12 protein-coding genes and 1 pseudogene are annotated in these 12,443 nt (G+C 65.9%); 6 read left to right on the forward strand and 7 right to left on the reverse strand.

Going from position 1 to position 12,443, the window contains the following annotated elements; translation table 11 throughout:
- The 4 genes from ACFTZB_RS12640 to ACFTZB_RS12655 form a co-directional block, all read right to left on the reverse strand.
- A partial coding sequence (locus ACFTZB_RS12640; RefSeq protein ID WP_378431959.1) for an acetyl-CoA C-acetyltransferase occupies positions 1-1,189 on the reverse strand: 1,189 nt, incomplete at its 3' end.
- A gap of 13 nt (positions 1,190-1,202) precedes the next feature.
- Positions 1,203-1,655 (reverse strand): MaoC family dehydratase, encoded by a 453-nt coding sequence (locus ACFTZB_RS12645; protein WP_378431960.1) that lies wholly within the window; start codon positions 1,653-1,655, stop codon positions 1,203-1,205.
- A gap of 44 nt (positions 1,656-1,699) precedes the next feature.
- Positions 1,700-2,923, reverse strand: coding sequence for an acetyl-CoA C-acetyltransferase (locus ACFTZB_RS12650; protein WP_378431961.1), 1,224 nt, complete (start codon positions 2,921-2,923; stop codon positions 1,700-1,702).
- Between the two features lie 3 nt (positions 2,924-2,926).
- Positions 2,927-4,096: an acyl-CoA dehydrogenase family protein gene (locus ACFTZB_RS12655; RefSeq protein WP_218271203.1), complete on the reverse strand. Its 1,170-nt coding sequence runs from the start codon at positions 4,094-4,096 to the stop codon at positions 2,927-2,929.
- A 229-nt stretch (positions 4,097-4,325) separates the two neighbouring features.
- Here ACFTZB_RS12655 and ACFTZB_RS12660 point away from each other — a divergent pair, with 229 nt between their 5' ends.
- Genes ACFTZB_RS12660 through ACFTZB_RS12670 form a run of 3 tightly spaced genes read left to right on the forward strand, consistent with a single transcriptional unit; the run spans position 4,326 to position 6,355 of the window.
- The gene (locus tag ACFTZB_RS12660) at positions 4,326-4,688 is read left to right on the forward strand and encodes a 4-coumarate--CoA ligase (RefSeq protein WP_378431962.1); all 363 of its coding nucleotides are present in this window, start codon (positions 4,326-4,328) and stop codon (positions 4,686-4,688) included.
- On the forward strand, positions 4,685-5,428 hold the full coding sequence (gene fabG / locus ACFTZB_RS12665; RefSeq protein ID WP_072944568.1) for a 3-oxoacyl-ACP reductase FabG: 744 nt from the start codon (positions 4,685-4,687) through the stop codon (positions 5,426-5,428). Before ACFTZB_RS12660 ends, fabG begins: the two co-directional genes overlap by 4 nt.
- A gap of 57 nt (positions 5,429-5,485) precedes the next feature.
- The gene (locus tag ACFTZB_RS12670; protein WP_095861811.1) at positions 5,486-6,355 is read left to right on the forward strand and encodes a LysR family transcriptional regulator; all 870 of its coding nucleotides are present in this window, start codon (positions 5,486-5,488) and stop codon (positions 6,353-6,355) included.
- Here ACFTZB_RS12670 and ACFTZB_RS12675 read toward each other — a convergent pair.
- Positions 6,295-7,188, reverse strand: a complete 894-nt coding sequence (locus ACFTZB_RS12675; protein ID WP_378431963.1) for a LysR family transcriptional regulator — start codon at positions 7,186-7,188, stop codon at positions 6,295-6,297. The two genes, ACFTZB_RS12670 and ACFTZB_RS12675, sit on opposite strands and share 61 nt — an antisense overlap.
- A gap of 19 nt (positions 7,189-7,207) precedes the next feature.
- On the opposite strand from ACFTZB_RS12675, the pseudogene ACFTZB_RS12680 reads away from it, so the two are divergent.
- A pseudogene (locus ACFTZB_RS12680) lies at positions 7,208-7,786 on the forward strand (transposase); the annotation flags it as partial.
- Positions 7,787-8,050: 264 nt separating this feature from the next.
- Here the strand turns inward: ACFTZB_RS12680 and ACFTZB_RS12685 are convergent.
- Complete coding sequence (locus ACFTZB_RS12685; RefSeq protein ID WP_378432002.1) at positions 8,051-8,371, reverse strand: hypothetical protein; 321 nt, start codon at positions 8,369-8,371, stop codon at positions 8,051-8,053.
- On the opposite strand from ACFTZB_RS12685, the gene ACFTZB_RS12690 reads away from it, so the two are divergent.
- A complete protein-coding gene (locus tag ACFTZB_RS12690) occupies positions 8,276-10,021 on the forward strand; it encodes a protein kinase (RefSeq protein ID WP_378431998.1) in 1,746 nt (581 codons plus the stop codon). The genes ACFTZB_RS12685 and ACFTZB_RS12690 overlap by 96 nt on opposite strands.
- Positions 10,022-10,179: 158 nt before the next feature.
- Positions 10,180-11,169: a hypothetical protein gene (locus ACFTZB_RS12695; RefSeq protein ID WP_378431964.1), complete on the forward strand. Its 990-nt coding sequence runs from the start codon at positions 10,180-10,182 to the stop codon at positions 11,167-11,169.
- 164 nt (positions 11,170-11,333) lie between these two features.
- On the opposite strand, the gene ACFTZB_RS12700 is transcribed toward ACFTZB_RS12695, so the two are convergent.
- Positions 11,334-12,371 carry a LacI family DNA-binding transcriptional regulator gene (locus ACFTZB_RS12700; protein WP_378431965.1) on the reverse strand — a complete coding sequence of 346 codons (1,038 nt, stop codon included), beginning with the start codon at positions 12,369-12,371 and terminating at the stop codon, positions 11,334-11,336.
- Positions 12,372-12,443: the final 72 nt, after the last annotated feature.

A 12,443-nucleotide genomic window follows, 5' to 3' on the forward strand; every position in this document is an offset into this window, starting at 1 on the left:
GCTCGACGACGGCGGCCATTCCCTGCCCGCCGCCGATGCACATGGTGACGAGCGCCTTGCCGCCGCCCCGCCGCTTCAACTCGTGCAGCGCGGTGGTCGTCATCCGTGCGCCCGTGGCGCCGATCGGGTGCCCGAGCGAGATGCCGGACCCGTTGACGTTGAGGCGGTCCCGGTCCTCGAAGCCCCACTCCTTGAGGACCCCGAGCACCTGGCAGGCGAACGCCTCGTTCAGCTCGATCAGCGTGAAGTCGTCGAAGCTCGCACCGGTGCGGCGGAACAGCTTCGACGCGGCCGCGACCGGACCGAGTCCCATCAGTCCCGGTTCACACCCGGCGGCGGCCCACCCGGTGAGGAAACCCATCGGCTCGAGCCCGAGTTCGTCGAGTTTGTCCTCGGCGACGACGAGCATCGACGACGCCGCGTCGTTCTGCTGACTCGCGTTGCCCGCGGTGACGACACCGTCCTTGACGACACTGCGCAGCCGTGCCAGCGATTCGGCGGTGGTGTCCGGGCGGATGCCCTCGTCACGCGCCACCACCGAGACGTTGCCCTTGCGGTCGGTGATCTTCACTTCGATCACCTCGTCGTCGAACTTGCCTGCCTCCCAGGCGGCGTGGGCCTTGGCGTGACTGTCGGCGGCGAACGCGTCGGATTCCTCGCGGCCGATTCCGCACCGTGTCGCGACATTCTCGGCGGTCTCGATCATTCCGCTGATCTTCCCGAACCGCCATTCCGGCTGGGAGCGCTCCCGGCCGCGGTCGAGGCGGTCGTAGAGGTTCAGCGATCCGGCGCGGGTGCCCCAGCGGGCCCCGGTGGTGTAGTGCTCGATGTTGCTCATCGACTCGACACCGCCGGCGAGGACGACGTCCGCGGCGCCGGTCTGCACCATCATCGACGCGGTCACGAGGGCCTGCAGTCCGGTGCCGCAGCGGCGGTCGGTCTGCAGTCCGGCGACGGAAATCGGCAGTCCCGCTTCGAGTGCGGCCCACCGTCCGATGCACGGGGCCTCGGAGTTGGCGTACGACTGCCCCATCGCGACGTCCTCGATGAGTTCGGGGTCGATGCCCGACCGTGCGACGGTCTCCTTGATGACGGCCGCCGCAAGGCTCTCGGCGGGTACGTCGCGCAGTCCGCCGCCGAAGCGGCCGACGGCGGTGCGGACGGGGGCTACCAGTGCTGCTCTTCGCATGTTGTTCCTCGTTTCAGGCGACCAGGACGCGGACGGTCTCGGCGACGCACGCCGGCTTGTCCTCGCCCTTGATCTCGATGGTGTACTTGACGACGACCTGCGCGCCCTGCTTCGTGTGCTCGAACCCCGCGATCTCACCGCCGACCCGGATCGACGCTCCCACCTTCACCGGCTTCGGGAAGCGAACCTTGTTGAGTCCGTAGTTGATCACCAGCTTGGTGCCCTCGACCCGCATCAGGTCGGCCCCGAGCTTCGGCAGCAACGACAGCGTGAGATAGCCGTGGGCGATGGGGGCGCCGAACGGACTCTCGGCGGCCCGCTCAGGGTCGACGTGGATCCACTGGTGGTCGCCGGTGGCGTCGGCGAACACGTTCACGCGGTCCTGCGTGATCTCGAACCAGTCACTGTGGCCGAGATGTTCGCCGACTGCGGCTTCGACGTCGTCGATGTTCTGAAATACGCGCATGAGCTCTCTTCGTGTCGGCCCGATACCGGGCAGGGTAGGGACGGTCAGATGTTGACGTTCTCGAATACGGCTGCGATGCCCTGGCCGCCGCCGATGCACATCGTCTCGATGCCGTAGCGGGCCTGCCGCCGGTCCAGTTCGCGGAGCAGGTTGGCCAGGATGCGGCCACCGGTGGCGCCGACGGGGTGACCGAGCGAGATGCCGGATCCGTTGACGTTGAACCGGTCCCGCATGTCCGACTCGTCGAACTTCCACTCCCGTGCGCACGCCAGCACCTGCGCCGCGAACGCCTCGTTGATCTCGAGGAGATCGATGTCGTTCAGGGTGAGCTTCGCCCGAGTGAGGGCCTTGTCCACGGCCGGGACCGGGCCGATGCCCATCCGGTTCGGCTCCACGCCGGCCACGCCCCAGCTGACGAGCCGGGCGAACGGGCGCAGACCGAGACGTTCGGCGTTCTCGGGGGTGGTGACGATCGCGGCTGCGGCGGCGTCGTTCTGGCCGCACGCGTTGCCCGCGGTGACGGTCGCCTCCGGATCGACGCGTGACCGGATGGGCCGCAGCGCCGACAGCGATTCGACGGTGACGTCGCGGCGCGGGTGCTCGTCGATGGTGTGGACGACCGGATCCTTGCCGCGCTTGCCGGGCACCGTCACCGGGATCGTCTCGGCGTCGAACAGACCGCCGTCCTGCGCGCGGACCGCGCGCGCATGGGATTCGGCGGCGTACGCGTCCTGCTCCTCGCGGCTGATCGAGTACTCGCGGCGCAGGTTCTCCGCGGTTTCGATCATGCCGCCCTCGACGGGGAAGTTCACGCCGCCGGAGTTGGTGCGGGGCTTGGCCAGCCGGTCGTGGAACTCCACCGACGCGCCCTTGACGCCCCAGCGCATCCCGGTGCTGTAGAACTCGGTCTGGCTCATCGACTCGGCGCCGCCCGCGATCACCAGATCACTCATCCCGGTCTGCACCTGCATGGCCGCGTAGATCACCGCCTGGAGCCCGGAGCCGCACCGGCGGTCGAGCTGGATGCCGGGGACGGTCACGTCGAGACCGGCGTCGAGCGCAGCGATCCGGCCGATGGCCGCCGCCTCACCGTTGGCGTAGCCCTGACCGAAGATGACGTCGTCGATGTCCTCGGACGTCAGCGACGTCCGCTCGATCAGTCCCTTCAGCACCGTCGACGCCAGGGTGGTGACGGGGACGTCGCGGTAGATGCCACCGAATCCCCCGACCGGGGTGCGGACAGGCTCACAGATCACTGCGTCGAACATGGGTCAGAGCGCTTTCTTGGCTTCGCGGACGAGTCCGCCGCCGATGATCAGGCGCTGGATCTCGCTGGTGCCCTCGTACAGGCGCAGCAACCGGACCTCACGGTAGATCCGTTCCACCGGAACGTCTCTCATGTATCCGCTTCCGCCGTGGACCTGCACCGCCAGGTCGGCGACCTTGCCTACCATTTCCGTGCAGTACAGCTTCGCGACGGACGGGGAGATCCGGCGGTCCTCGCCGCTGACGTACTTCTGCGCCGCGTCCCGGACCAGCGCGCGGCCCGTGGACACGCCCACCTGCTGGTCGGCGAGCATGGCCTGCACCAGTTGGAAGTCGCCGATCGGGGTGCCGCCCTGCTTCGTGACCGCCGCGAAAGCGACGGACTCGTCGAGCGCACGCTGGGCGCTTCCCACCGAGAGCGCCGCGATGTGGACGCGGCCGCGGGCGAGAGACGTCATGGCGGCGCGGTAGCCGGCTTCCTCACTGCCGCCGACCAGCGCGGACTCGCCGACGACGACGTCGTCGAACGCCACCTCGGACGTCCAGGCACCTTCCTGGCCCATCTTCTTGTCCTTCGGCCCGACCACCACACCGGCGGTGTCGGCGGGGACGAGGAACACCGCGATGCCGGTGCCGGTCTCGTCGGCGGGACGGGTGCGCGCGAACACGACGAACAGATCGGCCAGCGGCGCGTTCGTGATGAACCTCTTGGTGCCGTTGATCGTCCACTTGCCGTCCTTCAGGACGGCGCGCGTGGTCAGGCCCGCCGGGTTCGATCCGGCCTCCGGCTCGGTCAGCGCGAACGAGGCGACCACGTCGCCGGACGCGATGCGCTCGAGCCATTCCGACTTCTGCTCGTCCGTACCGAAGTTCACCAGCACCTGGCCGGCGATCCCGTTGTTGGTGCCGAACATCGACCGCAACGCCAGGCTCGTGTACCCGAACTCCATCGCCATTTCCACGTCCTGCGTGAGGTCGAGTCCGAGCCCGCCCCACTGCTGCGGGATGGCGTATCCGAACAGACCCATCTCCGCCGCCTTACGGCGAATGTCGTCCGGAATCAGATCCTTTTCCGCGATTTCATTTTCCCTGGGAATTACTTCCTTCTGAATAAAGGTCCTCGTCTGCGCGAGAATGTCCTTGAAGTCTTCGTCACTCACTTCGCGTTCAGCCATAAGGTGAATATCCAGCAACCGAGCCGCGCTGTCAAGCGCGCCTCCGAACGAGAACTCGCAGCGCAAAGGCTATTTACGACCCATAGGAAGAAGGCAACTGTCGGTTTCCTTCCGCGTCTTTGACCACGGCCGTCCGAGGCACTTGAATAGATGTCGACCGCCCGGATTTCCATTTCGGGCATATTCGCGAACAAACAAACTCCCGGCGAGATGGAATTCGATATTCGACATGGTTGGCAGACCCGAGGATGCACTCCTCTACAAGGGCTACACCGTCGATCCGCACGAACTCGAACGGTTGCTGCTGTCACGGCGGGGCGTTCTCGACGCCGTGGTGGTCGGCCGCTCCGTCCCCGAGGTCGGAGAGATGCCGGTCGCGTTCGTGGTGACCGACGCAGCGCACCCGACCGCCGAGGAACTGATCGAGTTCGTGGCCGCCGCGGTGCCGCCGTACAAGAAGGTGCGGGAAGTGGTGTTCGTCGACGAATTGCCCCTGTCCCCGCGGGGTGCGGTCCTGCGGTCCGCGCTGCGCAACCGCCTGACCCCGCACGCCGAAGACGTTCGTACAACTGAGGAAGGAACACGCAAATGACACTTCTCGAGGGACGGGTCGCCGTCGTCACGGGCGCAGCCCAGGGCATCGGTTTCGAGATGGCCAGGAAGTTCGCGAGCGAGGGCGCATCGGTCGTCCTCGGCGACATGCATGCCGACAACGTGAAGGGCGCGGCCGCCAAGCTCGAGGCCGACGGCTTCCAGGCCGTCGCCGTGGCCTGTGACGTGACCGACCCGGATCAGATGCAGAACCTGGGCAAGACGGCGCTCGACAGTTTCGGCGCGATGGATGTGTGGGTCAACAACGCCGGCATCACCCGCGACGCGACGCTGCGCAAGATGTCGCTCGCCGATTTCCGCTCCGTCATCGACGTGCACCTGCAGGGCGCGTGGCTGGGCACCCAGATCGCGTCGATCGCGATGCGGGAGGCGGGCAAGGGCTCGATCGTCAACATCTCGTCGATCTCGGGCAAGGTCGGCATGGTCGGGCAGACCAACTACAGCGCCGCGAAGGCCGGCATGGTGGGCCTGACCAAGGCCGCCGCGAAGGAGGTCGCCCACCTCGGCGTGCGGGTCAACGCGATCCAGCCCGGCGTGGTGAACACCGACATGATCCGGGCCCTGCGCGCCGACATCATCGAGGCGAAGCTCAAGGAGGTCCCGATGGGCCGGGGCGCCGAGCCCGAGGAGATCGCGAACGTTGCGCTGTTCCTCGCGTCCGACCTGTCCAGCTACATGACGGGCACTGTCCTCGAAGTCACCGGCGGACGTCACATCTGACAGCCGGCGCGACTTCACACCGGCGGGTCGCCGCATTCCAGGCAGTAGTCTTCACTGGTGGAGTCGCGTCACGTGGAGTACTTTCTCGCCACCGTCGACAACGACGGCCTCGCGCTCGCGGCCGAGGCCCTGGGCGTCACGAAGCCGTCGTTGTCGAAGGGGCTGCGCAATCTCGAGCGTGACCTCGGTGTCGACCTGTTCCACCGCGTGGGCCGCGGCCTCGTGCTCAGCGCGGCGGGCAAGGCGTTCGTCGGCCCCGCGCGGCAGATCGTGCGAGACCTGGTGGCGGCCGAGAGCTCGTTGGTCGACGTGTCGGGTCTGCCGCGCGGCCGCCTCGACATCTGCGCGTCGGCGCACGTCGCGGAAGGCCCTGTCACGGAACTGATCGGGTCCTTCCGCAAGCAGTATCCGGGTGTCGTCGTCCGGCTCGCAGACCTGCGTCCGGTCGATGTCGTCGCGTCGCTGATCCGCGACGGTCACTGCGAGATCGCCTTCAGTCATTTCCCTTTTTCCGCACCGGGATTGACGACCCGCGTCCTCGGAATCCACGAATACTGGCTGGTGGTTCCGCACGACGCCGAGATCGTGTGGCGGGATCCGTTCCCGCTCGACGACCTTCCGGACATTCCCGTGGTGGGGCTGCCCAAGGAATCGTCTTCGCGCACCGTCATCGAGAAGGCGCTGCAGGCGGCGGGGAGGCGGACGACCCTGTCGGCCGTCGTCGAGCAGCGGGAAGCCGTCGGCGCGTTCGTCGTCGAGGGTGTCGGAATGTCGTTCATGGAACGCACCCTCGCGGAACGGGCCGCAGGCGGCGGAGCACGGATCTGCCCACTCGACCCGCCGATCACCGCCCCGTACGGGGTGATCTACGACGAGGCCAGGCTGTCGCCTGCCGGGCGCGCGTTCCTCGGCACACTCGCGCCGTGAGTCTCGTCGAGCGCAGTGATGAACGCCGCCGCGGCAGGCGGAAGCGGATCCGGTCGGTGGACGATCCCGACGGTCCGCACCTCGGGCGGCGCGAGCGAGCGGACCACGACGCCCGGTAGTTCCTGCTCGGCGACGCGCCGCGGGAGCAGGGTCGCCCCCGCCCCCTGGACCACCAATTCCCACATCGACTGGCGATGCGCACATTCGACGGCGATGTTGTTCACCGGCAGTCGTGGGCGCGACCCGATCTCGACGATCATCGGAATGTCGGCGAGCAGACCGACGGGCACCGGATCGGGGAGTTCGATCGCCAGGTCGGCGTGCAGTGCAAGCACGATCTCCTGGTCCCCCACCGTCCGGAACTCGAGGCCCTGCTGGTCGACGAGCGGTTCGGTGAGCCCGAGGTCGCACTCCCCCGACCGGACCGCGCGGCCGACGCCGTCGGGACCGTCCGCCGACACCGTGGACAGGACCACACTCGGGAACTGTCGGTGGAATCGGCCGACCAGACGCGGAAGCGGATCGGCGGCAAGCGAATTGAGAACGGCGATCGTGAGCGTGCCGGACCGCAGTTCGGCGACGTCGTGCACGACGGCCCGCGCCCGCTCGACATCCGCGAGCACCTGGCGCGCCGCATGCGCGAACGACGCGCCCGCAGGGGTGATCCGCAGTTTCCGTCCCCCGCGATCGAACAGTTCGACACCCAGATCGCGTTCGAGAGTGCGGATCGCCTGCGACAGCGACGGCTGCGCGATGAACAGCGCCCGCGCAGCCTCGGTGACGCTGCCGTGATCGGCCACGGCGACCAGGTATTCGGCGTCCCGGATGTCCACCACCCGAGTCTAGCGACCATGGGGTCCGGGGCGGCCAGCCGTCGCCCGCGTCGTCTCCGCAGCGTGGCGGGCATGGAACGACCAGCGCGTGACCCTCGAGGCGATCTGCTGGCAATTCCGCACCGGTTCGCCGTGGCGGGACATTCCCGACGAGTTCGGGGCCTGGCAACCGATCTGGGAACGCCACCAGCGCTGGTCGATCGACAGAACCCACGAGGCGATGGTCCACGCCGTGCACGCGACCAACGACGTCGGCGACGACGCACTGGCGGCTCTGGTCTCGATCGACTCGACCAGCGTGCCGGCCCACCAGCACGCGGCGAAGATCCATGTCCTCGTCGACGGCACGTCCATCCGCCTCGGGAACGCCGCAGGGCGTGATCGATGCGAGTGCTCCACGATCCCGGAACGTTGCGATCAGACCGCACGACGGAAGGAGAAGGGCTCCCAGGGTGGACGGCCACCGGCCTTCGATCCCGCGCTCTACCGACACCGAAACACCGTCGAGTGTGGTTTCAACTGACTCGAGCACTGTCGCGGTGGGGCAACCCGTTACGACAAGGACGCCTTGACCTACCTCGGCGGCGTACTCCTCGCCTCAACAACACAACCGATCGGCCGCGCAATTGGCAGACAGAACGTAGAACCACATGCAGCACATGCGTGCCGGAACACCGCCCATCGCCGTGCCGCATGGATGGTGGACGCTAGGCAGAGTTGGCGAACTGCAAGAGCCATCGCAAACCGACCGCTCTTGACGTCCGATCTTCCGGGGAGGTCCCCTACCACCGCCTCCGCATATCGCACGCCGAGCAAGCGAGGCTGGCAATATGATGGGTATCGACCTTGACAATGCAATCGGTCACTGTCGACAGCAACTGGTGAGGTGACGGCCGTGAAAGCGTCCCTGACGTCGCGGTTTGAGTAGACAGGTCACACGATGACCGACGATCCTGAGGCAACTCAGCGCGATGTCCGCCGCATGAGAGCAACGGATTTCGATGTTCAGGGATTGAATAACCCCGTCGAGATCGGTCGCGGAGGTTTCGGGGTGGTGTACCGCTGCGATCAGCCTGCCCTCGACCGCGTGGTCGCGGTCAAAGTCCTCGACGCCGACCTCGACGACGAGAACCGGTCCCGGTTTCTGCGCGAGCAACGGGCCATGGGGCGGCTGACCGGGCACCCGAACATCGTCAATATCTTCCAGGTCGGCGCCACCGATAGCGGGCGCCCTTACATCGTGATGCAATATCACCCTCGGGACTCTCTCGATCGACTGATCCGAGAGCACGGTCCCCTCCCGCTGGACCAGGCGTTGCGGCTCGGGGTGAAGATGGCCGGAGCGCTCGAGACCGCGCACCGTCAGGGCATCGTGCACCGCGACGTCAAGCCCGGGAACATTCTGATCACCGACTACGACGAGCCGCAATTGTCCGATTTCGGTATCGCGCATGTCGCAGGCGGGTTCGAGACCACCTCGGGAGCGGTGACCGGGTCGCCGGCATTCATCGCGCCTGAAGTCCTGGGTGGGGCAGCACCTTCGGTGGCTGCGGACATCTACAGCTTGGGCGCGACACTGTTTTGTGCTCTCACCGGTCACGCCGCGTTCGAACGCCGCAGCGGTGAACAGCTCGTCGCTCAGTTTCTGCGGATTACGACCGCCCCGACGCCGACTCTCGGCGAACACGGCATTTCCGAAGACGTCAGCGCGGTTATCGAGCGCGCGATGGCGGTCGCTCCGGGGGATCGGTACGGTTCGGCCGCCGAACTCGGTGATCAGCTCAGACTCGTCCAGGACCGGCACGGCTTTGCCCTGGACGACATTCTCGTGCGGACTGAACCAGGCAGCTCTCGCCCACTCGGCTTGGGTTCCAGCCCCGCGCCCGTTTCCACCGGGCCTTCCACGGGGCTCGTTGGCAAGGGCAATATCCCTGCCGAGCTCACCAGTTTCGTCGGCCGCCACACCGAGCTCAGCGAGATCAAGAGCCTGCTATCCGCATCACGTCTGGTGACGATGACCGGTATCGGCGGTGTCGGCAAGACGCGGTTGGCGCTACGTGTGGCGGCGAAGCTGGCACCCGGTTTCCAGCACGGCGCGTGGCTGGTGGAACTGGGGGAACTCACCGACGAATCTCTGCTCAGCGACGTGGTAGCCGCGACGTTGGGTATTCGAGAAGCTCCGGCAACGACGCGCACCGACGCTCTGATCGAATTCCTCCGCGCTCGAAATCTCCTGCTGATAATCGACAACTGCGAGCATCTCATTGACGCGGTCGCCGAGCTAGCCGAAACAGTGCTGCGGTCGTGCCCCGACGTGCGCATTCTGGCGACCAGTCGAGAGCCCCTCGTCATCGGCGGTGAAGCGGTGTTCCGGGTTCCCCCGCTGACCGTGCCCGGTCGTGATCATGCGCCCGGTCCGCACACGCTGCCACGGTCGGACGCCGTCGCCCTTTTTACCGAGCGTGCGAAGGTGCGGGTGCCGACCTTCGAGGTCACCGGCACCAATGCACACGCTGTCTACGACATTTGTGATCGCCTCGACGGATTGCCGCTCGCAATCGAACTGGCGGCCGGCCGACTGCGGGCCATGTCCGTCGAACAGCTACGGGAGCGGCTGTCTACGCGTTACACCATTCTCACGCAACACAACCGAAGCGCGCCGAATCGCCAACAGACTCTACGACTGTCCATCGACTGGAGTTACGAGCTGTGCACAGCGGAGGAACAGAGCACGTGGTGGCGACTGTCGACCTTTGTCGGCGGTTTCGACCTCGATGCCGCCGAGAAGGTCTGCGGTGCGGCCGAGGCGACGACGAAATTCTCGACCTGCTGACGTCATTGGTCGACAAGTCGATCTTGATCAGGGAGGACACTGGCACTACGGTGCGGTTCCGTTTGCTCGAGACGCTACGGGATTATGGGCGGGCACGCGCCGAGCAAGCAGGCGAAACTGACGCCCTGAGCCGGCGCCACCGAGACTGGTGCGAAAGAATGGTGCTGGACGCGGAATCGCACTGGATCAGTGCGCGCCAACTCGAGTTCGTCGACCAGCTCGAGAGGGAGTTGCCGAACATCCGTGGGGCCCTCGAATACTGTGTCGCTCACGATGTTGACAATGGTATCCGGATTGCTGCTGCGCTGTTTCCGTTCTGGAACCTACGAGGGATGTTCAGCGAAGGGCGCCGATGGCTCGATCGGCTCCTGGACGCCGAGGATGGCGATCTCACGGCCGACCGAGTCAAGGCGTTGTTCTCTGCCAGCCTCTTCGCACAGATACAGCGCGATTTGGAAACCGGATTCATCCGGGCCGCCCAGGCTCGTGAAGCAGCTGACACACTTGACGATCCACGGGCACGTGCACTGGCCACCCACGCAGCCGGTCTGCTCGCGCTCGCCGGCGGCGATCCTGATGGTGCCTGCACCGCCTTGACCAGATCCCTGGAGGGGTTCACTACCACCGCCAGTGAACCCGTGTTCGTGGTGGACGCATACGTGGTGTTGGGTTTGGCCTCCGATCTGGCCGGTGACTTCGACCGGGCGATCCAGTGCTTCGAGCAGGCACTGATGACGACCGAGTCGGCAGGTGAAAAGGCTTATCAGGGATTCGCCCGCTGGTCGTTATCCATCACGATGTGGCGCCTCGGAGACCGGCACCGCGCGACCACGTTGCTGCAGCAGGGCCTGCGCACAAGTCATCGAATCGACCCGCTGGGTACAGCCATGTTTCTCGAGGCATTGGGGTGGACCGAAGTGCAGGGTGGGCGCTATCGACGGGCCGCCGTGCTGCTGGGAGCTGCCACCGAGATTGCCGAATCAAAAGGCGCTGTGGCTTTCCTGTATCCGCATCTAGCGACCTATCATAAACAAGCTTATGAAGGATGTCGTATTGCATTGGGTGACATCATTTTTGAAGAGATCTTTCAGTCCGGTCGCCGGATGGAGTACGAGAGAGCGGTCGATTACGCGCTGACGGAGGGATGAAGCTACCGGTATCGCAGTCCGCGTTCTCTGTCGGCGAGGGAGAGCGGGATGGGGCGGCCCGGTTAATAGGCCGCTTTTCGAACAACAGGCCGGATGTCCCCCATGAGGAAACGTCGAGCTTGTGAGTGCTCGTCTCGACGGTTCTCAATCCCCTCCCGACTATGTCAGCTCGCTACGCCGTCACCAACCGTTTGATCGGCACACTCCGATACTGCCGGCGCCGAGGCGCGGATCGCGAGGTCCATCGGGATCAGCGTGGAAGGGGGAGGCGTTTTGCCCCGGATCAGGTCGATGATCGTGGTGACTGCCATTTCGGCTGACGTGACGGGGTGCTGAATCGCAGCGGAGATGGGCGGCTGCACTCGCTCGAGGTCTGGAGACTCCACCATGCTTGCGAGGCGTACGTCGGTTGGGATCCGGTATCCCGCAGACTTCAAGGCACGGTGGATCGACAGGGTTATTCGCTCGTTGGCGCCCAGAATCAGGTCCGGCGGTTCGTGCTGCATCAGCCGTGCGACCACCGGGTCGATCTCCTCGCCCTCGACCGATTCGACCGTATGGATGATGGGATACCCGGGAGCGTGCCCGCGCCAGGAGTGGACTCCCGAGTTGATGTCCTGCAGGTACGACTTCTGCGTCGGAAGAGTGACAAGAGCGACACGATCGCCCGGGTGCGCCACGGCCTGGAGCAGCTTGAGCGCACCGTTGGTTTGATCGTCATCGATCCACGGTTCCGGACCGCCCGTCAGATCGCGCCCCACGGTCACCAGCGGAACCCGTTGGTTGCGGAGGGTGGCAAGCACCTGGTCGTCACGTAGCGGATCGACGACGATGACTCCGTCGACGGGGAAGCTCACCGGAGTCAAACCCTCAGGATCGGGAGGGAGCATTACCAGTGCGTACCCGCGGTCCAATGCAAACTCAGCCGCCTTCGTCTGCAGCTGAATCCAGTAGTTCACGGTCGAAACGCTGGCGGCTGCTGCGGGCACCAGAACGAATCCCAGGAACCCCACTCGTTGGTTACGAAGTCCCCGCGCCAGAGCACTAGGGCGGTAGCCCAGTCGATCAGCCACCTCCCGTACGCGCAGCCTTGTCTCCATCGGCAGCCGCCCCTTTCCGCTGAGCGCATCAGAGACCGTCGTCGGCGACACGCCGGCGGCGGAAGCAACGTCCTTGATGCTGGGTCGAGGTGCTCGAGTCATGCCCTGAGCCTACTTGACTATCGGCAGGTTTGGAGAAACGATTCTGCACATGACTCGATACGCATCACCGGT

The sequence above is a fragment of the Rhodococcus sp. NPDC057014 genome (assembly GCF_042673295.1).
GTDB lineage: Bacteria > Actinomycetota > Actinomycetes > Mycobacteriales > Mycobacteriaceae > Rhodococcus_F.

Coding starts and splice junctions, on each gene's coding strand:
- ACFTZB_RS12645 (WP_378431960.1), bottom strand. CDS start 1,655: ATGCGCGTATTTCAGAACATCGACGACGTCGAAGCCGCAGTCGGCGAA.
- ACFTZB_RS12650 (WP_378431961.1), bottom strand. CDS start 2,923: ATGTTCGACGCAGTGATCTGTGAGCCTGTCCGCACCCCGGTCGGGGGA.
- ACFTZB_RS12655 (WP_218271203.1), bottom strand. CDS start 4,096: ATGGCTGAACGCGAAGTGAGTGACGAAGACTTCAAGGACATTCTCGCG.
- ACFTZB_RS12660 (WP_378431962.1), top strand. CDS start 4,326: ATGGTTGGCAGACCCGAGGATGCACTCCTCTACAAGGGCTACACCGTC.
- fabG (WP_072944568.1), top strand. CDS start 4,685: ATGACACTTCTCGAGGGACGGGTCGCCGTCGTCACGGGCGCAGCCCAG.
- ACFTZB_RS12695 (WP_378431964.1), top strand. CDS start 10,180: ATGGTGCTGGACGCGGAATCGCACTGGATCAGTGCGCGCCAACTCGAG.
- ACFTZB_RS12700 (WP_378431965.1), bottom strand. CDS start 12,371: ATGACTCGAGCACCTCGACCCAGCATCAAGGACGTTGCTTCCGCCGCC.